General features: G+C 73.3%; 18 protein-coding genes and 1 pseudogene. 10 read left to right on the top strand and 9 right to left on the bottom strand.

Annotated elements, in window-relative coordinates:
* The first annotated feature begins 157 nt into the window (after nt 1-157).
* Nucleotides 158-571 (top strand): NUDIX hydrolase, encoded by a 414-nt coding sequence (locus ACYP53_RS01140; RefSeq protein WP_459646401.1) that lies wholly within the window; start codon nt 158-160, stop codon nt 569-571.
* 645 nt (nt 572-1,216) lie between these two features.
* Nucleotides 1,217-2,095 (top strand): glycosyltransferase family 2 protein, encoded by an 879-nt coding sequence (locus ACYP53_RS01135; RefSeq protein ID WP_459646400.1) that lies wholly within the window; start codon nt 1,217-1,219, stop codon nt 2,093-2,095.
* Nucleotides 2,096-2,464: 369 nt separating this feature from the next.
* Here the strand turns inward: ACYP53_RS01135 and ACYP53_RS01130 are convergent, their stop codons facing one another.
* Nucleotides 2,465-3,124 carry a Uma2 family endonuclease gene (locus ACYP53_RS01130; protein WP_459646399.1) on the bottom strand — a complete coding sequence of 220 codons (660 nt, stop codon included), beginning with the start codon at nt 3,122-3,124 and terminating at the stop codon, nt 2,465-2,467.
* 288 nt (nt 3,125-3,412) lie between these two features.
* Nucleotides 3,413-4,747, bottom strand: a complete 1,335-nt coding sequence (locus ACYP53_RS01125; RefSeq protein ID WP_189916377.1) for an MFS transporter — start codon at nt 4,745-4,747, stop codon at nt 3,413-3,415.
* A 325-nt stretch (nt 4,748-5,072) separates the two neighbouring features.
* Between ACYP53_RS01125 and ACYP53_RS01120 the strand changes: the two genes are divergently transcribed.
* A complete protein-coding gene (locus ACYP53_RS01120; RefSeq protein ID WP_189916376.1) occupies nt 5,073-6,689 on the top strand; it encodes a hypothetical protein in 1,617 nt (538 codons plus the stop codon).
* Nucleotides 6,690-6,738: 49 nt separating this feature from the next.
* On the opposite strand, the gene ACYP53_RS01115 is transcribed toward ACYP53_RS01120, so the two are convergent.
* Nucleotides 6,739-7,218, bottom strand: coding sequence for a VOC family protein (locus ACYP53_RS01115; RefSeq protein ID WP_189916375.1), 480 nt, complete (start codon nt 7,216-7,218; stop codon nt 6,739-6,741).
* Nucleotides 7,219-7,354: 136 nt separating this feature from the next.
* On the opposite strand from ACYP53_RS01115, the gene ACYP53_RS01110 reads away from it, so the two are divergent.
* Together ACYP53_RS01110 and ACYP53_RS01105 are read left to right on the top strand one after the other, a co-directional pair.
* Nucleotides 7,355-8,539: a hypothetical protein gene (locus ACYP53_RS01110; RefSeq protein ID WP_189916374.1), complete on the top strand. Its 1,185-nt coding sequence runs from the start codon at nt 7,355-7,357 to the stop codon at nt 8,537-8,539.
* A 251-nt stretch (nt 8,540-8,790) separates the two neighbouring features.
* On the top strand, nt 8,791-10,281 hold the full coding sequence (locus tag ACYP53_RS01105; protein WP_459646398.1) for an alkaline phosphatase PhoX: 1,491 nt from the start codon (nt 8,791-8,793) through the stop codon (nt 10,279-10,281).
* Between the two features lie 17 nt (nt 10,282-10,298).
* On the opposite strand, the gene ACYP53_RS01100 is transcribed toward ACYP53_RS01105, so the two are convergent.
* Nucleotides 10,299-11,927 carry a PucR family transcriptional regulator gene (locus ACYP53_RS01100; RefSeq protein WP_229928613.1) on the bottom strand — a complete coding sequence of 543 codons (1,629 nt, stop codon included), beginning with the start codon at nt 11,925-11,927 and terminating at the stop codon, nt 10,299-10,301.
* Nucleotides 11,928-12,073: 146 nt separating this feature from the next.
* On the opposite strand from ACYP53_RS01100, the gene ACYP53_RS01095 reads away from it, so the two are divergent.
* The 4 genes from ACYP53_RS01095 to ACYP53_RS01080 all read left to right on the top strand — a co-directional run bounded on the left by ACYP53_RS01095 (nt 12,074) and on the right by ACYP53_RS01080 (nt 16,803).
* Nucleotides 12,074-12,670 (top strand): PadR family transcriptional regulator, encoded by a 597-nt coding sequence (locus ACYP53_RS01095; protein ID WP_189916372.1) that lies wholly within the window; start codon nt 12,074-12,076, stop codon nt 12,668-12,670.
* Nucleotides 12,667-13,935, top strand: coding sequence for an FAD-dependent oxidoreductase (locus ACYP53_RS01090; protein ID WP_459646397.1), 1,269 nt, complete (start codon nt 12,667-12,669; stop codon nt 13,933-13,935). Before ACYP53_RS01095 ends, ACYP53_RS01090 begins: the two co-directional genes overlap by 4 nt.
* Before the next feature lie 150 nt (nt 13,936-14,085).
* The gene (gene pruA, locus ACYP53_RS01085; protein ID WP_459646396.1) at nt 14,086-15,714 is read left to right on the top strand and encodes an L-glutamate gamma-semialdehyde dehydrogenase; all 1,629 of its coding nucleotides are present in this window, start codon (nt 14,086-14,088) and stop codon (nt 15,712-15,714) included.
* 159 nt (nt 15,715-15,873) lie between these two features.
* Nucleotides 15,874-16,803 (top strand): proline dehydrogenase family protein, encoded by a 930-nt coding sequence (locus ACYP53_RS01080; RefSeq protein ID WP_189916369.1) that lies wholly within the window; start codon nt 15,874-15,876, stop codon nt 16,801-16,803.
* A 67-nt stretch (nt 16,804-16,870) separates the two neighbouring features.
* Here the strand turns inward: ACYP53_RS01080 and ACYP53_RS01075 are convergent, their stop codons facing one another.
* Nucleotides 16,871-17,425: a Uma2 family endonuclease gene (locus tag ACYP53_RS01075; protein ID WP_459646395.1), complete on the bottom strand. Its 555-nt coding sequence runs from the start codon at nt 17,423-17,425 to the stop codon at nt 16,871-16,873.
* A 156-nt stretch (nt 17,426-17,581) separates the two neighbouring features.
* Between ACYP53_RS01075 and ACYP53_RS01070 the strand changes: the two genes are divergently transcribed.
* Nucleotides 17,582-18,274: an RraA family protein gene (locus ACYP53_RS01070; protein WP_189916367.1), complete on the top strand. Its 693-nt coding sequence runs from the start codon at nt 17,582-17,584 to the stop codon at nt 18,272-18,274.
* Between the two features lie 10 nt (nt 18,275-18,284).
* On the opposite strand, the gene ACYP53_RS01065 is transcribed toward ACYP53_RS01070, so the two are convergent.
* The 4 genes and pseudogenes from ACYP53_RS01065 to ACYP53_RS01050 all read right to left on the bottom strand — a co-directional run bounded on the left by ACYP53_RS01065 (nt 18,285) and on the right by ACYP53_RS01050 (nt 22,725).
* Nucleotides 18,285-18,773 (bottom strand): N-acetyltransferase family protein, encoded by a 489-nt coding sequence (locus tag ACYP53_RS01065; protein WP_459646394.1) that lies wholly within the window; start codon nt 18,771-18,773, stop codon nt 18,285-18,287.
* 48 nt (nt 18,774-18,821) lie between these two features.
* Complete coding sequence (locus tag ACYP53_RS01060) at nt 18,822-19,787, bottom strand: SGNH/GDSL hydrolase family protein (RefSeq protein WP_459646393.1); 966 nt, start codon at nt 19,785-19,787, stop codon at nt 18,822-18,824.
* 127 nt (nt 19,788-19,914) lie between these two features.
* Nucleotides 19,915-21,242 (bottom strand): annotated as a pseudogene (locus ACYP53_RS01055) (TerD family protein).
* A 211-nt stretch (nt 21,243-21,453) separates the two neighbouring features.
* The gene (locus ACYP53_RS01050) at nt 21,454-22,725 is read right to left on the bottom strand and encodes a hypothetical protein (protein WP_459646392.1); all 1,272 of its coding nucleotides are present in this window, start codon (nt 22,723-22,725) and stop codon (nt 21,454-21,456) included.
* Between the last annotated feature and the right edge of the window lie 36 nt (nt 22,726-22,761).

The following is a 22,761-nucleotide window of genomic DNA, read 5'->3' as shown; positions in this document are numbered from 1 at the left end:
CCGATGTTGCCGTGCTTGCTGCGTGTGGCCGCCCGCAGCGTGAGGGGCGGGCCATTTCGTCAACCAGCCGCTGCGCAGTGATGTGGGTTCCTCGAAACTCGGCGGCCCGCTTCATCGACGCCGATACGACCTTCCCGCCCATCCTGGAGGAGCAGACGTGACACAGCAGACTGCGGAGGAACGCCCGGGCATTGCCGCCGCGATCGTGGTCCACGAAGGCCGCGTCCTGATGGTCCGGCGGCGGGTCAGTGAGGGCCAGCTCTCCTGGCAGTTCCCAGCCGGTGAGATCGAGGACGGCGAGTCGCCCGAGGAGGCGGCCGTTCGCGAGACGGCAGAGGAGACCGGACTGGGTGTGGCCGCCGTCAAGCTCCTGGGCGAGCGGGTGCACCCGAAGACCGGCCGACTGATGTCGTACGCGGCCTGTGAGGTCGTCAGCGGTACCGCCGAGGTGGTGGACGCGGATGAGCTGGACGCCCTCGCGTGGGTGGCCCTCGCCGAGATTCCCGAGTACGTGCCGTACGGGCTGTTCGAGCCGGTACAGGCGTACCTGGACATCGCGCTCAATGCGTGACCACCAGCTCTATGGGTGACCACCCATGGAGCCGGTGGTCGCGCCTGCACCTCCCACGCGGCAGCACTCCGCCCGCTGGATCACATCCAGCGGGCGGAGGCGAAACCCACCATTTCGACCTGTTCCGGAGGCCGCCCCCGGCAGTCGGGGGCGGCCTCCGGGCCCTTGCCGGCGTCCGACAGGTACTCGCCGTGGTTCATCAGCGCCGCATGCCGCCTGGCGGGGCGGCACGCGGCGAGGGCGGGGGCGGGCACCCGCCGGAAGGTGGGTGGGGGGGTGGATGGTGGGGAACGGCGGTAGACCTGCTCGGCGGAGTAGATGGTGTGCGGGTGTTTACCCGGAGGCGTTTTCGGCGGTCCGGCCGTCACACCGCTGTGACGGCGGGCGGGACAGGGTGGTGGATCGAGGTGGCCGTCTGCGTGCGGGCGAACCAGGAGACGTTCGGTACCAGCAGCAGCGGCCGGTGTGGCACTCTGGCCCGGATACCCGGTCGGCGGGCCGGTGGCGGGCGATCCAGTCCAGCGTCGGCCGGTCCACCACCTGGCGGTCCGGCAGTCGGCCGGTGCCAGCCAGCTCGTGCGGCGACGGTCCGCCGCCGCGTCGGGGGGGGGCGAGATCATGAAGGTCCTCGAAGGGTCGGGTGCGATGGGCGTCACACTGGGCGTGGTGGTGCTGACGATGGGAAACCGGCCTGCGGAGCTGGCGGCGCTGCTGGAGTCAGTACGGGCCCAGGACGGCGGCGACAGCGGCGTTCGGACCGTCGTGCTCGGCCAGGGCGTGAAGCTGCCCGAGTTGCCGGAGTGGGTGGACGCGGTGGAGCTGCCGGAGAACCTCGGCATCCCCGGGGGCCGCAACGCCGGCGTCGAGCGGCTGCGCGAGCTGGGCGGCACGGACGTGCTGGTCGTCCTGGACGACGACGGGCTGCTGCCCCGCACCGACACGTTCCGGCTGATCCGGGATGCCTTCGAGCGGGACTCGGAGCTGGGCATCGTCAGCTTCCGGATCGCGGATGAGACCGGGTTCACCCAGCGCCGCCACGTGCCGCGCTTCGGCGAGAGCGATCCGCTGAAGTCCGGTCCGGTCACGACGTTCCTGGGTGGCGGGCACGCCATCCGTATGAGCGTGATCGACCAGGTCGGCCTGTTCCCCGCCGAGTTCTTCTACGCGCACGAGGAGACCGACTTCGCGTGGCGCGCGCTGGACGCGGGCTGGCGGATCGACTACCGCGCCGACCTGGTGCTGCAGCACCCCCGTACCGACCCGGCCCGTCACGCCGCCTACTACCGGATGACGGCCCGGAACCGGGTGTGGCTGGCCAAGCGCCACCTGCCCGCCCCTCTGGTGCCGGTCTACCTCACCTCCTGGGTGCTGTACACGCTGGTCCGCCGGCCGCCGATGTCCGGGCTCAAGGCGTGGTGGTCGGGGTTCTTCGAGGGTGTTCGGGTGCCGTGCCCGCCGCGGCGGCCGATGCGGTGGAGCACGGTGTGGCGGATGACGCGGCTGGGCCGGCCGCCGGTGATCTGACAGCCGGCCCGGCACGCGGGGGTCAAGGACGGCGTGGCATCCGGCCGAAACCAGAAGGAGCTGAACACGGTGCGCTCAGCCATGGCCGTCTACGGCAGGCGCGGAATCCCCGGCGCCCTGCCTCCAGCGCCGGGCCCTCGTCGGCTTCCGGCAGGTACTCGCCGTGCTTCATCAGCGGCGCGTGCCGCCTGGCGGGGCGGCACGCGGTGAGGGCGGGGGCAGGCACCCGCCGGAAGGCGGGGGGATGGTGGAGAACGGTGGTCGAGCTGCTCAACGAGGCAGCTGATGCGCGGGTGTTCACCCGGTGGCGGAAGCACCGCTGCCCGGGACTTCTTCGGAAGTTCCGGGCAGCGGCGTTTCCACTCGTAGTTACACCCCCCAGGGGCCCCAGCCCTCGGTGCTGATCTCAAATCCGAACGGCTCCGGCAGTTGAACGGTTTCGCCGAACTTCCATTCGCCCAGCATCTCGTACGTTCCCTCGGCCTTGTTCGGCGTGCCGAACAAGGTGACGCCGGGCTGCCGTGGATCGCGATCCACCAGGAGGTAGTAGGGGATTCCGGCTCGCGCGTAACCATTCCACTTGGTGGACTTGACCTGGCGACCGAACATGGGGCGACGATCGTGCCGAGCGTTCGACGCGGACGTCACCTCGATGACCAGTTCAAGATCGCTCGGATCGACGTACAGCACGTCCTTCGCACGATTGGCCGCATCGACATCCCGGTGCACGAGCGCCATGTCCGGAATGTAGCCCTCACCTGTCTCGACGAGATCCAGATTGATCGTCCCGGTGGCCCTCCACTGGAACTCCGAATGGGCGAGCTTCGCGATCGTCACCGACTCCTTGATATCCACGAGGATTCCCTCATGGAGAAACACCGGCGATGGCGACACGACGATTTCCCCTCCGACCACTTCCACCCGCGTGCCGTCGTCCGGAAGCCGTAGGTACTCGTCCAGTTCTCCCCGGACCCACATGGCGTACGGCGAGTCAGGCAGAAGCAACTGCGCAAACGCAACTACCGACATGACTTCGCTCCCTCCAAGGTCGCGGCTCCAGCCTGGCCGCCCGGTCGCAGATATACCACTGCCACACAAACTTTCCTCCGAAAGGTGATGTTTGGACCTCAGTCTGTTGACGACCTGTCCCGGGGGCGGGTACCCGCCGGCAGGTGGGTGGGGGGTGGATGGTGGGGAACGGTGGGGGAGCTGCTCAACGGAGCAGATGATGCGCGGGTGTTCACCCGGTGGCGGGAATGCCGCTGCCCGGGACTTCCGAAGAGGAAGTCCCGGGCAGCGGCGCTTCGGGTGTGCGGGTCAGGCGAGGTGCTTGGGCTTGCGGGCGACGGCGAGGGCCAGGGCGGCGCAGAGCACGGCGGCGAGGGTGGCGAAGCCGCTGACGGCGGGGAGGAGGCCGTAGGCCTGGACGAGGGCGCCGACGATGACGATGGGCAGGGAGCTGCCGAGGTAGACGATCACCCAGAGGGCGGAGAGCTCGGAGCCGCGGCGTTCCGGGTTCAGGGCGGCGACGGCGGTGGTGAACAGGGAGCGGAAGGCGACGCCCTGGCAGGCGCCGCCGAGGACGCTGCCGATGAACAGCAGGGCCGGGGTGCCGGTGTACCCGGCGGCGACCACCAGGGCGAGGCCGGTGGCCAGGCCGGTCATGCCGAGGGCGATCACCAGGCGGTCCGAGGTCGGCGGGACGATCAGCTGGGCGGCGGCCGAGGAGCCGAGCAGCAGGGCGGCCACGATCGCGCCGGTCAGGTGCGAGGGGGAGTGCAGCAGCTTGGCGGCGAAGGCCGGGGCCAGGCTGAGGTAGACGCCGAAGACCGCGTAGGAGATGAAGCCCGCGGAGGCGGCGAGCAGGAACTCGCGCCGGCCGGTGCGCGGCAGTCGCAGGCGCTGCGGGCGCAGGTGGGCCGGGGTGGTGATCCGGGGCGGGGAGGCCGGCGGGCGGTTGCGGCCGGGCATCCGCGGGTGGACCAGGGCCAGCGGCACGCAGAGCGCGAGCAGGGCGATGGCGTGCAGCAGGAACGGCGTGAGCAGCGGGTCGGAGCCGCCGGCCAGCAGGGCGCCGACGACCGGGCCGAGCGCGACGCCCCCGGCGGAGCAGGCCAGGGTGAGCTTGGCGGCCAGCGTGGGGTGGTCGGGCAGCAGGTCGCCGAGGGCGGCTCCGGCGGCGCCGGTGGACAGGCCGACGGCGACGCCCTGGACGGCGCGGCCGACCGCCAGCTGCCAGAAGCTGCCGGAGGTGGCGAAGACGACGTCGCCCGCGGCGGCCAGTGCGACGGCGGGCAGGATCAGGGCGCGTCGGCCGAGGTGGTCGGACCAGTGGCCGACCGCGGCCAGTACGGGGACCAGCGCGAACACGTAGATCGTGAAGAGGATCGTGGTGTCGAGGGGACCGAGCCCGAGGCGCTGCTGGAGCAGCGGGTAGATCGGCGTCGCCAGGTTGGCACCGATCAGCATCAGCAGCAGGGCGGTCGAGACCAGGCCGACGCGGACTCCGCGGAGCGCGTTCCAGCGGCTGATCGCGGCGAGCTGGAGCTGGGCGCGCGGCGCGAGCTCCAGGGGGAGCAGGGCCTCCGACAGTCGGCGTCCGTCGAGCTGCGCGGTGCGCAGGCCGGAGCCGGCGGGGGAGAGGTCCGCCATGTGAGGGGTCTCCTGTGGCAGGGCACCACCGGGTCGGCGGGGTATGCCGGCGCGCCCGTCCTGAGGCGCTGTGGTGGTGGCCGCGGTGCGGGGCTCCCAGGTGGAGCGGATGAGCTGAGGATCGGGGCTTCGTTGCCCCGGCGGTCCGCGCGGGGTGTGCGCGATACCAGATCGAAGGATAAGGGGTGGGCGCACGTATACGGCGCGCGCCCCTGTGTGCGCCCCTTGCGGCCGGGCATCGGGGGTGTCACACCTATACGCTGAGGTGGTAGATCGGTACGCGGAGCTGTTTGGGCTGACCGCTGGCTGAGGGAGAGCGCAAACGATGGCCGGACGACGTCGGAAGAACGCCGGGGCTTCGGGGGGAGAGGGTGCGGCCGAGACGGTGCTGCCCGCCGATCTGGAGCTGGAGGACCTCTACGGGGCGTTCGCCGCGCACGGGCTGGACGACGAGGACCTGGACGACGCGGCGGTGCTGGTGCCGCCGGTGAAGCTGCCCCCCGAGGGGGAGCTGGCCGAGCAGGCGAAGGCCGTCCCGATGTTCGGGTACGCGCTGACGCTGGCCCGCTGGGCCGCCCCGCACCGGGCGGTGGACGAGTTCGGCGACCTGGTGGAGGAGGACCGGGCCCCCGCCGCGCGGCTGCTCGGCCTGGCCCCGGCCGAGGGCGAGGTGGCGGAGGAGGCCGAGGTCGAGGCGCTGCGGGCCTGGTCGCTGGCCTGCGACCTGGACCTGGTGGAGCTGGGCACCACCGCGGAGGGCGAGCACGTCGCCGTCCCCGGCCCGGACCTGGAGCCCGCCGAGCAGGGTGATCCGGAGACCGTCCTGGAGCTGTGGCTGACCGCCGCCGGGATCGTCCGGGAGCTGGCCGTGGAGGCGGACTCGCTGCCGGAGGAGCACGGCGAGGCGGAGGAAGCGCCGGCGGAGGAGGAGGACGAGGACGGGCTCTCCGAGGTCGAGGAGGCCAGGGACGAGGCCGCCGAGCTGCTGGACGAGGCGCTGCAGGTGCTCTACGAGACCACCGCCTTCGCCGACCCGGGCAACGAGACCGTGCCGCTCGGCGTGCTGGCCGCGCTGCTGGTGGTGCCGGAGGGCGAGGAGCCGAGCGAGGAGCTGCTGGGCGACATCACCGACGTGATGGTCGCGCTGGACCCGATGCTGGGCGACCTGGCCGAGCTCGGCCTGCTGGACTACCGCCCGATCGACCCGGACCTGTTCGACGAGGAGGAGGGCGACGGGTCCGCCGTCGTCGGCGAGGAGCCGCTGGACGAGGAGGAGTCGGCCCGCTTCGGGCTGGTCCGGCTCACCCCGCTCGGCCAGTACGGCATCCGGCAGTGGCTGCTGGAGGACGGCTACGACGCGCCGCTGGTCGGCGAGCTGGCCCAGGGCGACGCGGCCGAGCTGCTGCGCGGGGTGTGCGAGTCGGCCAACGTGCTGCCCGAGGAGGAGCTGCGGGTGTGGACCGCCGGCCGGGAGCCGGTGGCGGCGGCGGGTGAGCTGCTCGCGGCGGCGCGCGGCGGCGACGCGTACGGCCCGCTGCGGCGGATGCTGTGCGTCTCGGCGCTCGACCTGCTCGGTCCGGGCGCCGAGCCGGCCGTCCGGGAGGTGCTGGACGACCCGGAGCTGGGCGGCGCGGCGCGGGCCTGGCTGACCGCGCAGGGCGCGACGGACGTGCCGGCGCCGGCACGGGCGGTGGCGCTGTGGACGGTGGTCGACACCTTCGCGGCCCAGCTGCTGGACAACGGCGGTGACGCCGAGCTGCTGCGCGACCTGGTCACGGACCTTCCGGTCAAGGGCGATCCGGCGACCTGGTTCGGGGAGCTGTGGCGGGTCGACCACCCGTACACGGCGGACGTCCTGGAGGCGATCGGGGAGCTGCACCTGGACCGGGCGGTGGCCAAGGAGGCGCGCAAGGCGGCCTTCAAGGCGCGCTCCAAGAACTGAGGCGAGGGGCCCCGGGGCGGGGGAGGCCCGTGGCCTACGGGCTGCGGGCCTACTGCGGGAGGTCCAGCGAGCCGTCCTCGGTGAAGGGGAAGAACGGGTTGTGGGCCAGCTCCCAGAGGTGGCCGTCCGGGTCCTCGAAGTAGCCGGAGTAACCGCCCCAGCCGGTCGGGACCGGCGGCTTGACCAGCACGGCGCCGGCCTCGACGGCCGTCGTCATCGCGGCGTCCACCAGCGCGGGGGACTCCAGGTTCACCGCGAGGGTGACGCCGCGGAAGGACGGCTCGCCGGTGGCGGGAACGCCCGCGTCGGCGGCCAGCTCGTCGGTGGGGAAGAGGCCGAGCACCGAGTCCGCGGTGCGGAACCAGACGATCTCCGGGCTGGAGGCGGTGGAGCGCCGCCAGCCGAGGTCCTCGTAGAAGCGGGCGCTGCGGTCGAGGTCGGAGACGCCGAGGGTGACGATGCTGATCCTGGCGGGGAAGGCGCCGGGTGCCGTGGTGCCGTCCGGGGTGGTGCTGCTCTGTGCTGTCATGCCGCCAGGTTAGGGAGGGCTGCTGACAACCGCTCGTCCTGACACGGCCACCGCCCCCGACCGGCGGCCGAGCTGATGACCCGGCAGCTGCGGCCACGTAAGGTGGCGTAGGCGGTGCGGGCGCGAGGAGTCGGGGGTGCGGCAGAGGATGATGCGGGAGAGCGGCGGCAGGCACCAGGAGTGGAACTCGGGGCCGTCGGGCCGCGCGCCGGCCCCGGAGCGGCCGGGTCAGGAGGATCGTTTCGCCGACCAGGAGGAGTTCTCCCGCCGGACCCTCGCCGCGGTCGACTTCCCGGTGTACGGCGTGGCCGCCGGGCCGGCCCGTACCGGCGAGGCGCTGGCCGCCTTCGAGACCTCCGACGGCGAGCTGCGCTGGGTCGAGGTCCAGTGCGGCGACTGGCGCTCGGCCGCCGGACCGTACGTGACCGTGCGCACCTACCGGCCGGGCGCCGAGCAGGGCGAGCCGCTGCCCGAGCTGGAGGACGTGGTCGAGGACGAGCGGGACCGCGTCTACGAGCAGCTGGGCGTCGACGAGGGCGACGGGCCCGGCCGGGTACGGGCGCTGCGCGAGTGGATCACGGTGGACGGCGAGCCGTGCGCGCTGGAGGTGCACGAGGACCGGCCGGTGCTGCGGCCCGGGGCGGCGGCGGTCGGCGGGCCCGAACCGGTGTGGGCCGGGCGGCTGCGGGTCGGCGGGCTGACCGTGACGGTCTGCGGGCGCGGGGTGGCCCCCGGCGGGGTGGAGCTCGGCGGGATCCGCGACTTCGAGCGGTACCTGCGCGGGCGCACCGACCTGCTGCGCGACCTCGCCTCCCGGCAGTCCCGGTACGTCCCGGTGGAGGAGCGCGAACTGCCGCCCGTCGTCGGGCTGGAGGCGCACCGGTCGCTGATTGCGCAGAGCATCGCCGAGACCGCCGCGATCGAGGCGCAGGTCCGGGCCGGGCGCACGCCGAGGCTGCCGCGCGGGCTGCGCGGGGACGTCTGCGCGGTGCGCTGGGAGGCGGCGGTGCGCCAGCAGATGCGGCTGGCCACCGAGACCCGGGAGGAGGCTGCGGCGGCGGTCACCGCGATGGTCAACCACCTCAACCGGCTGTCCCAGCAGACGCACTGGCTGGTCGGTACGGCGGACGGGGAGGCGGCCGTCGAGGAGGTCGTCCGGTACACGGTGTTCGCGAGCCAGGTGGCGAGCCTGCCGGCCCAGCGGGCCTGGGAGCAGCTGTGGCGGGAGCGGCCGGGCGGGGCCGGGGCGTGGGAGGAGCACCGGCTGGCCGAGCAGCTGTGGCTGGCGGCCTGGGAGCAGTGGCGGACGGCACGGGGGTGACGGCTGCCCGTGGTACGAGCGGTACGAGCAGTACGAGTGCTGCGAGCGGTGCAGGCGGTGCGGTGCAGGCCGTGTGGTGGATTCTGGCAGGCCTGACGGTGTCTTGGCAAAGTCCAGGTCATGTGTCGGTCATCGGTCGGCAAATGGCCGCCGGGATGTGAGGTGGGCGTCACCCCGGGTTCACCCGCCCGGCGGAGCCTGCTGGGCGTCGGCATCCGCCCCGACGACCGCTCACCTCAGGAGTTGCTGCCATGTCGCTGTCCCGCCGGGACTTCGTCAACCGTTCCACCGTCGTCGGGGCCGGCGTGCTGATCGCCGGCAGCGCCGAGGCCCTGGCCAGCGCCCCCGGTGCGATCGCCGCCCCGGCCGGTGGCGAGGCCCCGGTCGCCGCGGCCGCCGGGACCAACGCGGCGGGCGGCACCGCCGTCGGCTACGGCCCGCTGGTGCAGGACCAGGCCGGGCTGCTGTCCCTGCCGAAGGGCTTCTCGTACAAGGTCCTCAACCGGGCCGGCGTCACCAAGCTGCGCACCGGCGAGTTCACCCCGAGCAACCACGACGGCACCTCCGCCTTCGAGGACGAGCACGGCGGCAACTACATGGTCGTCAACCACGAGCTGTCCGGCGCGCGCGCCAACTGGCCGCACCCGGTGCCGCTGACCGAGGGCCACGTCTACGACCCGGGCGCGGCCGGCGGCTGCACCGTCGTGCACGCCAAGCGCGACGGCTCGGTCGAGCAGTGGGTCGGCATCGCCGGCACCGCCACCAACTGCGCGGGCGGCGTGACCCCGTGGGGCACCTGGCTGTCCGGCGAGGAGACCGAGGACAAGGCCGGCAAGAACGGCTTCACCAAGGACCACGGCTACATCTTCGAGGTCGACCCCTTCGACGACGACTACAACCGCGACCCGCAGCCGGTCAAGGCCTTCGGCCGCTACGCCCACGAGGCCGTGGTCGTCGACCCGAAGCGCGGCCAGGTCTACCTGACCGAGGACGCCTCGAACCCGAACGGCCTGCTGTTCCGCTGGACCCCGCCGGCCGGCTTCAAGCACGGCCGCTACCAGCTGCGCAAGCTGGCCGCCGACGCCGGTGTGCTGGAGGCCTTCAAGGTCTTCGACGCCCAGGGCAAGTTCGTCGACGACCTCTCCCGCGCCACCAAGGTCGGCACCACCTACGGCGTGGACTGGGTCAAGGTCCAGGACCGCGACGCCAGGACCGTCTCGATCCGCAAGCAGTTCAAGGACGGCGAGGTCAGCCGCGCCCGCAAGCTGGAGGGCATGTGGTGGGGTGACGGCGGCTTCTACTTCGTCTCCAGCTTCGCCCGCTCGGAGAGCCCGCTGCAGCACGACGGCCAGGTCTGGTTCTACAACCCGGCCCGCCGCACCATCACCCTGAAGGTCCTGCTGGGCGTCAACACCGACGTCTGGGGCGACCACGACAACTTCGACGGCCCGGACAACATCACCGTCTCGCCCTACGGCGGCATCGTGATCTGCGAGGACGGCGAGGGCGTCTCGCACCTGTTCGGCGCCACCGAGGACGGGCTGGTCTACCCGATCGCCCGCAACGAGCTGAACATCGGCACCGCCGAGAAGCCCGAGTTCAGCGAGTTCACCGGGGTGACCTTCTCGGACGACGGCAAGACCCTGTTCGCCAACATCCAGACCCCGGGCATCCAGCTGGCCATCACCGGCCCGTGGCGCCGACTGAACGAGCACAAGCGCGGCCAGGGCTACGGCGAGTGACCCTTTCGCACCGAGCCTCAGGGATGTGACCGGCTGCCCGCGGACCACTCGTCCGCGGGCAGCCGCAGTTGCAGCATCGCCAGCAGCCGCTGCTGCGGCTGGGCGAGGTCGATGCCGGTCAACTGCTCGGCGCGGCGCACCCGGTAGCGCAGGGTGTTGGGGTGGATGTGCAGGGCGTCCGCGGCCACCCGGACCTCGCCGAGCGCGTCCAGCCAGGCCAGCACCGACTCGGCGAGCCGGGTGCCGTGCCGGCGGTCGTAGTCGGTGAGCGCGGTGAGCCGCGGGTCGCGCAGGCCGGTGCGCTCCTGCAGCAGCGCGACCATCTCGCTGACCAGTACCTCCGCCTGCACGTCGATCAGCGCCGCGACGTCGAGGTCCACTCCGCCGCGGCCCATCGCGTCCAGGATGCGGTCCGCCTGCGCGCGGGAGTCCGGCACCTGGGCCAGGCCGTCCACGGTCGAGCCGATCGCGGCCCGCAGCGGGACGCCGAGGTGCTCCCGGGCGGCCGCCACCACCTCGGAGGCCCAGCCGCGCACGGTGGCCATCGGCAGGCCGGGCGGCAGCTCGGGCAGCAGCACGTACACCCGGGACTCGATCGGGGCGAGCAGCGCGGTGCGGTGCCGGGCGGCGGTGTGCACCGAGATCAGGCCGGTGACGTCGGAACGGTGCAGCGCCTCGGTGGTGTGCGCGGCGTACGCCAGCACGGTGGCCGGGCGGCGCAGGTCCAGGCCGAGGTGGGTGGCGAGCGACTGGGGGCCGGTGGAGCCCTCCAGCAGACCGGTCAGCAGGGTCCGGGTGAGCCGGACGTCGGCGGACAGCTCCCGGCGGCGGCGGACCAGCTGGGCGGCCGCGACCCGGGCCGCGCCGACCAACGCCTGCTCGGCGTGCGCGGCCAGCGGCTGCGCGCCCTCCTGCACCCAGATGGTGCCGAGCGGCTGCGCCCCGGCCCGGATGCCGACGGCCAGCCGGCGGCGCAGGCCCAGCTCGGGGTGCGGCTCGACCGCGATCGGGGTGTCCGAGCTCCGCAGGTGCTGGAAGATGCCCCACTCGCGGAGCTTGGACAGGTACGGCTCCGGGCCCTGCCAGCCGAGGATGGAGAGCCGGCGCAGGTCGTCGACCTCGTCGGAGTCGGAGGAGCGGGAGTAGGCCAGCACCCGGCTGGAGGTGTCCTCGATCGAGACGATGCCGTTGGTGAGCACGGCGACGGTCTGCGCGAGGGAGAAGAGGTCGCCCGCGTTGGGCTCGGGGGCGCCGGGCGCGTCCGGGGCGTCCGGTCCGGCGATGATCGCGCGGGCCAGCGAGTCCAGGTGCTCCCAGCGGGTCTCCCGGCGCACCGACAGCAGGGCGACGCCGGCCTCGGTGGCCGCCTCGCGCAGCGCGTCGGCCTGGCCGGGCCCGTCCAGCTTGACCGCCACGGCGGCCGCGCCGGCCCGGCCGGCCGCGCGCAGGGCGGGGAGGGCGGCGCGGCCGCGGGCGCCGATCGCGAGGACGAGCTCGCCGGGGGCGGCGGTCGGCGGGTCCTCCGGGTCGAGGATCGCGACGTCGCGGACCGGGACGTCCAGCCCCAGTGGGGCGGCCTGGAGTTCGACCAGGGGCTCGCCGAGGGACATCAGCAGTTGGCGGAGCGGGAGGCCGGGGGTGGTCACTCCGGGCCTCCTTCATCCGCTCGGACAACGCCGTGTGGTTGATTTTAGCCGGACGGACAGAGTTCTGGCCCGTCACTCCTGAATAGTTGATTCCGACTATTCGATGTCGGATAGTCGGTACTGACCAAGTGATGAGGAACGCTCTCATGGCGAAGCGACGCAAGGTGTCGAATCCGCTGGCCCTCGCGGTCATGGCCGAACTCGGAGCCGAGCCGATGCACCCGTACGAGATGGGGCGCCGGCTCAAGGAGCACGGCAAGGACCGCAACATCAAGTACAACCGCAGCTCGCTCTACATGGTCGTGGAGCAGCTGCGGAAGGCCGGGTTCGTCGCCGAACAGGAGACCGTCCGCGACACCCAGCGGCCGGAGCGCACCGTCTACGCCCTCACCCCCGAGGGTCAGACGGAGCTCCTCGACTGGATGCGCGAATGGATCGCCGAACCGCAGGAGGAGTACCCCGCCTTCGGGGTCGCCCTCTGCCTGCTGGTGGTGCTCCCCACCGAGGAGGCGGCCGAGCTGCTCGGCCGCCGGCTGGAGGCGCTGGACGCGCGGATCGACGCCTCGCGCGCCCAGCTGCACAAGGCCGCCGGGATGGACGTCCACCCGATGTTCGTCATCGAGGAGGAGTACGCCCTCGCGCTGCTGGAGGCGGAGCGCCGCTACACCGAGAACCTCATCGGCCGGATCGGGGAGCCGGAGTTCAACCGGACCCTGCGGGAATTCATGAGGAGCCTGGAATGAGCACCAACGGAACCACCAGCACTGACGGGACCACCGGAACGGGCCGTAGGGTCCTGGTCGTCGGTGGCGGCATCGCCGGACCGGTGACGGCCCTGGCGCTGCGCAAGGCCGGCCTCGAACCGGTCGTGTTCGAGGCCTACCGGACCTCCGCCGAGGGCATCGGCGGGACCTTCATGATCGCCCCCAACGGGCTCGGCGCGCTGGCCGTCGTCGGGCTGGGGGAAGAGGTCGGCGGGATCGGGCAACCGGTCGGGCCGATGGTGATCGAGGACGGCAAGGGCGGCGTGCTGGCCGAGTTCGCCGGCCTCGCCGACCTGCCGCGCGGCCGGCTGATGCGCCGCGCCGAGCTCTACGAGGTGCTGCAGCGGCGCCTGGCGGAGGCCGGCGTCGAGGTCCGGTGGGGCAAGCGGCTGGTCGGCGTCGAGGAGGGCGCCGACGGGATCACCGCCCGCTTCGCCGACGGCACCACCGCCACCGGCGACCTGCTGGTCGGCGCCGACGGCACCGGCTCCACCGTCCGCACCCTGATCGACCCGGCCGCGCCCGCCGCGCGGTACACCGGGCTGCTCGGCGTCGGCGGTTACAGCTCCTACCGGCTGCCCGGCCGGGCCGGACGCGGCGAGTCCGTGCACTTCGCCAACGGCGCCCGCGCCTTCTTCGGCTACTGGGGCCTGGCCGACGGCAGCGGCACCGCCTGGTTCAGCAACATCCCGCAGCCCGAGCCGCTCGACCCGGAGGAGGTCCGCGCCCTCGGCGCGGCGGAATGGCTGCGCCGCTGCCGCGAGCTGCACGCCGACGACCTGCCCGCCCGCGAGGTGCTGCGGACGGCCGACGCGCAGAGCATGGAGACCTTCCCCCGGCTGGAGATCATGCCCTCGGTGCCGCGCTGGCACCGCGGCCGGATGGTCCTCGTCGGCGACTCGGTGCACGCACCCTCCAACAGCTCCGGCCAGGGCGCCTCGCTCGCCGTCGAGAGTGCAGTCGAACTCGCCCGCTGCCTGCGCGACCTGCCCGACCACACCGCCGCCTTCGCCGCCTACGAGGCGCTGCGCCGGCCCCGGGTCGAGAAGATCGCCGCCGACGCGGCCCGCACCAACAACCAGAAGGCCTCCGGGCCGGTCGGGCGGATGGTGTTCCGGCTGGTCGCGCCGATCGCGATGCGGACCTTCATGAGCCCGGAACGGACGCTGCGGCCGGTGCACGGCTACCGGATCGACTGGGACCGGCGGGTGGCCCCGGCCGGGCCGGCCGTGACCGCGGCGTGATCCCTTAGTCGTCCCGGACAACGCCGTACGGGGGAATTTAGCCGCCCGGCCAATCAAGTGGCCCGGTAGCCAGGAATAGCGTTCGTGCTGTGGCCCGCGTGCGACCCGCGCAGGCCTTCCCCGCACCGAACGAAGGAGAGCGTGCGCTTCATGGATGCTGTGACCCAGGTCCCCGCGCCGGTGAACGAGCCGGTCCACAGCTACGCCCCCGGGAGCCCGGAACGGGCCCGTCTGGAGGCCAAGCTGAAGGAGCTGGGCGGCCAGGAGCCGGTCCAGCTGACCATGACGATCAACGGTGAGCGCCGGATGGGCGGCGGCACCGAGATCCACGTCGTCCAGCCGCACAACCACGCGGCGAGGCTCGGCACCCTGCGCAACGCCACCCAGGCCGACGCGCAGGACGCCATCGACACTGCCCTGGCCGCGGCCCCGGCCTGGCAGGCGCTCTCCTTCGACTCCCGCGCCGCGATCTTCCTCAAGGCCGCCGACCTGCTGGCCGGCCCCTGGCGCGAGACCCTGGCCGCCGCCACCATGCTCGGCCAGTCCAAGACCGCCCAGCAGGCCGAGATCGACACCCCCTGCGAGCTGGTCGACTTCCTGCGCTTCAACGTGCACTTCGCCCGCCAGATCATGGCCGAGCAGCCGATCTCCTCGGACGGCGTGTGGAACCGCAGCGACCACCGCCCGCTCGAGGGCTTCGTCTACGCCATCACCCCGTTCAACTTCACCGCGATCGCCGGCAACCTGCCGACCGCGCCCGCGCTGATGGGCAACGTGGTGCTGTGGAAGCCGTCCCCGACCCAGCAGTTCTCCGCGCACCTGCTGATGCAGCTGCTGGAGGAGGCCGGCCTCCCCAAGGGCGTCATCAACATGGTGACCGGCGACGGCCTGGCCGTCTCCGAGGTCGCGCTGAAGCACTCGGCACTGGCCGGCATCCACTTCACCGGCTCCACCGCCACCTTCCAGCACCTGTGGCGCGAGGTCGGCAACAACATCGCCGGCTACCGCACCTACCCGCGGATCGTCGGCGAGACCGGCGGCAAGGACTTCCTGGTCGCCCACCCGTCGGCCGACCCGAAGGTCCTCAAGACCGCGATGACCCGCGGCGCCTTCGAGTTCCAGGGCCAGAAGTGCTCGGCGCTCTCCCGCGCCTACGTCCCCGCCTCGCTGTGGGCCGGGCTCAAGGACGAGTTCGCCGCCGAGGTCGACGGCCTCACCATGGGTGACGTCAGCGACCTGTCCAACTTCATGTCGGCCGTCATCGACGAGCGCGCCTTCGCCAAGAACAAGGCCGCCATCGACCGCGCCCAGGCCGACTCCTCCGTGGAGGTCCTCGCCGGCGGCACCTACGACGACTCGGTCGGCTACTTCGTCCGCCCGACCGTCCTGGTCTGCCAGGACCCGGCCAGCGAGTACTTCAAGGACGAGTACTTCGGCCCGATCCTCGCCGTGTACGTCTACGAGGACGAGAAGTACGACGAGATGCTGACCCAGATGGAGTCGGCGTCGGCCTACGGCCTGACCGGCGCGATCATCGCCCAGGACCGCGCCGCGGCCCAGGACGCGATGCACAAGCTGCGCTTCGCCGCCGGCAACTTCTACATCAACGACAAGCCGACCGGCGCCGTCGTCGGCCAGCAGCCCTTCGGCGGCGGCCGGGCCTCCGGCACCAACGACAAGGCCGGCGCCAAGCAGAACCTCACGCGGTGGACCTCGACCCGCTCGGTCAAGGAGACCTTCGTCCCGCCGACGGACTACCGCTACCCGCACATGGGCTGACCAGCCACCCGACCATCCGGCTCGTTCCGTAGCCAACGGTCACCCGCGACGCCCGGCCCCGCAGCCGGGCGTCGCCCCTGCCGGGGCGGCGACTTCACCCCCGTATCGCCGCCCCGGCCCTTTCTGCCACCCTTGGAAACACCAGCTCCAGGAGTCACGATGCTCCGTTCCGCCCTTCTCGCGGCCTCCCGGTCCCCGCAGGTCCGCACCGTGGTCGAGAAGTTCCCCCCGACCCACGCGATAGTCGAGCGCTTCGTCGCGGGCGAGGCCCTCGACGACGCGGTCACCGCCTGCGACGACCTGGTCGCCACCGGCCGGAAGGTCACCCTGGACCACCTCGGCGAGGACACCCAGGACGCCGCCCAGGCCGCCGGCACCGCCGAGGCCTACGAGCACCTGCTCAAGGCCCTCAAGGAGACCGGCCTGGCGGCCGGCGCCGAGGTCTCGGTCAAGCTGTCGGCCGTCGGCCAGTTCCTCCCGGTGGACGGCGAGAAGATCGCGCTGGAGAACGCCCGCCGCATCTGCGAGGCCGCCGCCGACGCGGGCACCACGGTGACCCTCGACATGGAGGACCACACCACCACCGACTCCACCCTCGCCATCGCGCGCGAGCTGCGGGCGGACTACCCCTGGCTGGGCGTCGTGCTGCAGGCCTACCTGCGCCGCACCGAGGCTGACTGCCGCGAGTTCTCCGGCCCCGGCTCCCGCGTGCGCCTGTGCAAGGGCGCCTACAAGGAGCCCGAGTCGGTCGCCTTCCAGGGCAAGCACGAGGTCGACCTCGCGTACGTCCGCGCGCTGAAGATCCTGATGGCCGGCGAGGGCTACCCGATGATCGCCTCGCACGACCCCAACATGATCAAGATCGCCGGCCAGCTGGCCCAGTGGAACGGCCGCAAGCGGGACTCCTTCGAGTACCAGATGCTGTTCGGCATCCGCCCCGAGGAGCAGCTGCGCCTCGCCGGCGAGGGCAACACCATGCGGGTCTACCTCCCGTACGGGCAGGAGTGGTACGGCTACTTCATGCGCCGCCTCGCCGAGCGCCCGGCCAACCTGACCTTCTTCCTGCGCGCCATGGCCACCCGCGGCTGACGCCGCCGGTTCGGAGGAACGGCTCGTACCCCCTGTGTGGGAGGGGGTGCGGGCCGTTTCGCGTCTCCTAGAGGAAGGGCTTGGTGTCGAGCTCGAAGTCGAAGGGCGCGGGGAGGGCGAGTGGCTCGCCGAAGGCGGCCAGGTGCACCTCGGTGTACTCCTCGCGGTGAGGCTGGCCGAAGAGGCTCACCTGCGACCTCTCGCGGTCGATGAGGAGATAGAGCGGGATGCCGGCCCGGGCGTAGCAGTGCCGCTTGGCGATGCGGTCCTGGTCGGGCTTGCTGGACGTGACTTCGGCGACCATGGCGACGCCGTCCGGTTCCATCCACGGAGGGGCGCCACGGAAGAGGCGGAGCGCCTTGGGCACGACGGTGAGGTCGGGGATGACATGGTCGGGCGGGTGGCCTCCGCCCCCGGGCAGGCGGAGACCTTTGTGGCCGGACACCTGCATCTCGGCGGCGGCTTCGCCGTGCATCTGGTCGATCAGGTGGCTGAGGATGTGCTCGTGGTGTCCGTCAGGGGGAGGCTCGACGATGATGTCGCCGTTCACGAGCTGGGCCCGAAGACCCTCCGGCATCTCCAGCTCCAGGAAAAGCTCCAGGAGGATCTCGCTGTCCGTCATGCTCGCCTGAACTCCCTTCAGTGACTCGCCGACAGGTTAGGTGTGCCGGTTGTCCGACGGGCGGTGGATAGGTGATCGCCACTCGATGGTGTGAGTTCGGGGCCCGGCATAGGATCCGGTGCTGGTGAACTGGCCTTTTACTCGGAGGAGTTGGGGATGCTGAAGGGGTTCGAGGGGTTGTCGACGCCGTTGGTGGCGGATGCGTGTGTGCGGGTCGGGGTGGGGGTGCGGGTGGCGCCGGTGGGGGTGGCCGGGGTGGTCGGCGGGGGCCGGGTGGCGGGGCGGGTGCTGCCGGTGCGGCACTACGGGAGCGTGGACGTGTTCCTGGAGGCGTACGGGGCCGCCCGGGACGGGGACGTGCTGGTGATCGACAACGGCGGGCGGACGGACGAGGCCTGCATCGGGGACCTCGCGGTGCTGGAGGCGCGGGCCGCCGGGGTGGCCGGGATCGTGGTGTGGGGGCTGCACCGGGACACCCCCGAGCTGGTGGAGATCGGGCTGCCGGTGTTCAGCTACGGCGCGCTGCCGCTCGGGCCGGTGCGGCTGGACGAGCGGGAGCCGGAGGCGCTGCTGTCGGCGCGGGTCGGGCCGCACGCGGTGACCGCCGAGGACGTGGTGTTCGCCGACCCGGACGGGGTGCTGTTCGTGCCCGCCGACCGGGTCGAGGAGGTGCTGGAGACGGCGGGCGCGATCGCCCGGACCGAGCGCGCCCAGGCCGGGCGGATCGCCGCCGGGGACACGCTGCGCCGGCAGACCGCCTTCGACGACTACCTGGAGCGCCGCGCCGCCGACCCGGCGTACAGCTTCCGGCAGCACCTGCGGCGGGTCGGCGGGGCGATCGAGGAGTAGACCCCCGCGGTTACAGGGCCCGGTACATGACGTGCAGGCCGACGTAGCCGTCGACCGGGTGCAGGAAGGCCTCGGGGACGGTGCCGACGACCTCGAAGCCGAGCGACTCGTAGAGCTTCACGGCGCGGTGGTTGTTGGCGACGACCGCGTTGAACTGCATGGCGCGGAAGCCCGCCCCGCGGGCCCAGTCGAGGGTGTGCTCGACCAGGGCCCGCCCGATGCCCTTGCCGTGGTGGGCCGGGTCGACCAGGTAGCTGGCGCTGGCGACGTGCGAGCCGTTGCCCGGGCGGTTGCGGTTCATGGTGGCGCTGCCGACGATCCGCCCGTCCTCGTCCACCGCGACAACGGTGCGGTCGGGGGCGGTCTTCATCCACCATTCCCGGCCGAGCTCGAAGGACATGTCGAGCGGGTAGGGGAAGGTCTCGCCGGCGGCGACGACGGCCTGGAAGAACGGCCAGATGGCCGGCCAGTCCTCGGGGGTGGCTTCGCGGATGATCATCCGGTCAGGATGCCCCGGGCGCGGGCCGCGCGGCCACCGGTTTTCGGCTCAGCCGCCGCGGACGGCGTGCTCGACCACGGCGGCGGCGCCGGCCTGGCCCCGGGCGTTCGGGTGCACCAGTCCGTACGTCAGCGGGAGGACGGTGCTCAGCACGCCGTCGACCCAGCGGTCGGCGTCGCAGACGCTGTGGCCGGCGCTGGCGGGGTAGAGGTCGACGAAGGTGTCCCCGTGGTCGGCGCTGCTCCGCGCGACGACCGCGTTGAGCGGCTCCAGGATCGCCGTCCGGGCCCAGGCGAGGTCGCCGGTGCTGAAGGTGGCGAACTGCAGCAGGTCGCCGTAGGTGCAGAGGCCGGCGTCCTCGGGGACGAGGTGCGGGTAGCCGACGGTGATCACCTTGGCGGACGGGGCCTTGGCGTGCAGCTCGGTCAGCATGGTGCCGTAGGCGGTGCTCAGCCCGGCGAGGCGGTCGGGCAGGACGGCGTCGTACCGGTCCTTGCAGGGGGTGCCCTGGCCGAGGTGGGTGGCGCCGAGCTCGATGCAGTCCTTGAGGATCCCGGCGAAGCCGAGGTCGTTGCCGCCGATGCCGACGGTGATCAGGTCGGTGTCCGGGCCGGCGGAGTCGATCTGCGGCGGGACGGGCGGGTAGGGGGCGTTCGGGTCGGTGCCGAGCGGCGGGAGCGGGCGGCCGAGCGGGGAGAGCTTGGCGGTGCGGACGTTCTCGGTGGTGGCGCCGCTGCAGCTGACGTTGCGCAGGTCGGTCAGGGCGCCGAGGTCGCGGCGGATGATCTCGGGATAGGACTCGACGGTCCGGGCGCAGCCGTCGCGGGGCTCGGTCTCGGCGCCGGTGGCCTCGATGACGCCGGCGGTGAAGGAGTCGCCCATGGCCACCCAGGACAGCGCCCGGGTGCGTTCGGCCGGCTTGGCGGCGGCCTGGACGGTGGTGGGGGTGGTCAGCGTGGCGGCGAGGACGGCGGCGGTGCCGGCGACGGCGAGGCGGGACAGGAAGCGTGGCACGGTCTCTCCTCAGCGGGTGCGGGGGAGAGTGCGATTCACCCCCCTGAGAGTCAATCGAGTCGGTCCGTAAACGACTTGATGCCTCAGGAGGGTGAATTCGCGGCCGTGGGCGTGACGGCGCGGTGGGTCAGAGCAGCGCGGCGGCAGGCTCGATCATCGCGCGGGCGGTCTTGCCGTCGACGTACTCGCCGAGCGCCGTCATCTCCCACTCGCCGCCCGGGCGGCGGACCAGCTTGCACATCACCACGCCGGTGCGGGCCTCGGAGTGGGTGAGGTCGAAGCGGACGAGCTCCTCGTTGGTGGCGGCGTCCAGCAGGCGGCAGTAGGCGTTCTTCACGTCGGTGAACTTCTGGCCGGAGAAGGAGTTGACGACGAAGACCAGGCCGTGGACCTCGGCGGGCAGGCCCTCCAGGTGGACGGTGATCAGCTCGTCGTCACCGTCGCCGCCGCCGGTGAGGTTGTCGCCGGAGTGGGCGATGGCGCCGTTGAAGATGTTCAGCTTCATGAACCAGGCCGTCTCCAGCCGCTTGTGGCGGGCGTCGAAGGCCAGGCAGGAGGCGTCCAGGTCGACGCTGCGGCCGCGGGCGGCGGGCTCCCAGCCGAGGGCCATCCGGACGGAGGAGAGGAAGGGGCGGCCGTTCTTGACCAGGGAGACGGAGCTGCCCTTGACCAGGCTGACCCGGCCCTTGTCCAGGGTGATCCGGGCCGGCGCGGCGGGGGCCGGGGGCGCGGCGGGCGGCGCGGGCGGGACCGGGGGCAGCGGGTGGGAGCCGGTGGCGAGGGCGATCCGCGGGTCCACCGGGGCGGCGGGCGGCGGGGGCGGGGTGTCGAACGGGTCGGCCGGCGGGGTGGGCAGCTGGAGGGTCCGGTCGGCCGGGGCCGGGGCCGGCGCGGCCACCGGGGCCGGGGCGCGGGCGGGGCGACGGGCGCGGCCGGGGTGGCCGCGGCGGCCGGCGCCGGGGAGTCGTCGACGCTGACACCGAAGTCGGTGGCGATGCCCGCGAGCCCGTCGGCGTAGCCCTGGCCGACCGCGCGGACCTTCCAGGCGCCGTTGCGCAGGTAGACCTCGACCACGATGAGCGCGGTCTCCAGGCCCAGCTGGGGCGGGGTGAAGGTGACCAGGACCTCGCCGGTGTCGGCGTCGCGGACGGTGGCGGTGGGCTCCGTCCCGGCGAAGGTGGAGACCTGGTCGGCGGGGCTGGCGGTGACCACGATCTTGGTGATGTCCGCGGGGACGGCCCGGGTGTCGACGGTGATCGCGTCGGGGGAGCCGGCGGCGGCCGGGCGGTGGCTGACGCCGGGGCCGTTCGGGGCGTTGAAGAAGACGAAGTCGTCGTCCGAGCGCACCTTTCCGGCATCGGTCAGCAGCAGGCCGGAGACGTCCAGCGCCTTGGGCGCGGTGACCTCGACGGTCACTCGCGCGGCGGTCAGCGGTGCGTTGCCGCCTTGGGTCAGGACGGTGGGCACGGACTCCTCCTCGGGTGCGGAACGGCGGCCCGGGCAGGGGCCGTTTGGGGGCGCCCGGCCGGGTGCTGCCCACAGTAACGAACGGGGGTGCGGGGATGCGCCCGTCCGGGCAGGTCAGCTGTCGGATCGTCGGACGGTTGGGACCGTGTGACAGCCGACCGCCGCCCGGGCGGTGGCGCGGGCGGGGCGGGCGCGGCCGTCAGCGCGGCGCGGTGACCGGTGGGGCGGCGGGGCCACCGGGGGCACTGGGGGCCTGACCTGCGGCGCCCGGGAGGCCGGGGCCCTGCGGCGGCGCGGCGGGCGGCGGCGGGGCGGCGCCGAAGGTGCCGAGCGCGGCCACCGCGCGCGGGTGGCAGAGGGCGAAGGCGGAGGCGCTCCAGCTCTCCGTCGGCGCCGACTTGCGGACCGCGGACGGGTCGGCGGCGGCCGGGCGGGCGCCGCGCACGCCGAAGGTGTAGCGGCCGGGCCGGACGTCGGTGCCGGGCGGCGTGGTGAAGCGGTAGACCAGGGTGCCGCGCTCCTGCTGGACGGTGACCACGGCGCCGGGCAGATCGGTCCAGGCGGTGCCGGTACCGGCGGCCGAATCGCCCGGGACGAGCCGGAATTCGGCCTGCAGCGCGGTGAGCGGCTCGCTCACGGTGAGGCCGAGCTCGTGCCGCAGGCCGTCGCGGCCGAACGGGGTGACCAGGGGGACGCCGGCCAGGGCGTGGTCGGCGCTCGGGTCGGGCGCGGTGGGGCCGGAAGGCCCGGGGGGCGCGGTGGGACCGGGGGCGGCCCCGCCGGGCGGCGGCACCGGGCGGGCGGGCGCCGTCGGCGCGGTGGGCGCGGTGGGCTTGATGACGGGCACGTGCGGGGACTCGCCGGCGGCGGGCTGCCCGGCAGGCTGTCCGCCCGGCTGCCCGGTGGGCTGTCCGGTGGGCTGTCCGGTGGGCGGGGTCGGCGAGGGCGAGGGCCCCGCCGTGGCCGGTGCGCCCGGCTCCGTGCCGGTGAGCTGGGTGCCGGAGGCCTGCGGGTCCTGCCCGGTGGCGGTCAGCCCGCCGGCCGGGGCCCCCGGGTGCGCCGAGCGGTCGGCGGGCGGGGTCGCCACGACCGGGGCCGCGCCGGTGGGGCGGACCGCGGGGTGCGTGGACGGGTGGGCCGGCTGCCGGGCGGCGGACGGCCCGCCGGAGGCCGGGGTGGCGGTGGGGGTCTGGGCGGAGACCGCCTCGGCCTGGTCGGTGGCGCCCGGGGTGGGCGGCGGGGTGGAGCCGACCCGGGCCACGCCGGCCCGACGGCCGATCCCCTGCTGCTCGTTGAGGAGGAGGGTGGTGGCGATGCTGATGCCGACGACGGTGGACATCGCCATGGCGGCGCCGGAGAAACGAATGGTGGGCAGTCGCAGTCGGCCGCCGAACGGGCGTGGCCGGCCGTGTCGGCCGTGCCGTTCGGGCTCGTGCGACACGTCCAGCGCGGTGTCCTCGCGCACAGCCACCGGACCCCTCCCTCCCCGAAGCCGCCGTCGCGTCGC

This window comes from Kitasatospora sp. Ki12, from assembly GCF_054601375.1.
The sequence above is the reverse complement of the archived record's forward strand: the minus strand, read 5'-3'. Positions and strand labels throughout refer to the sequence as shown.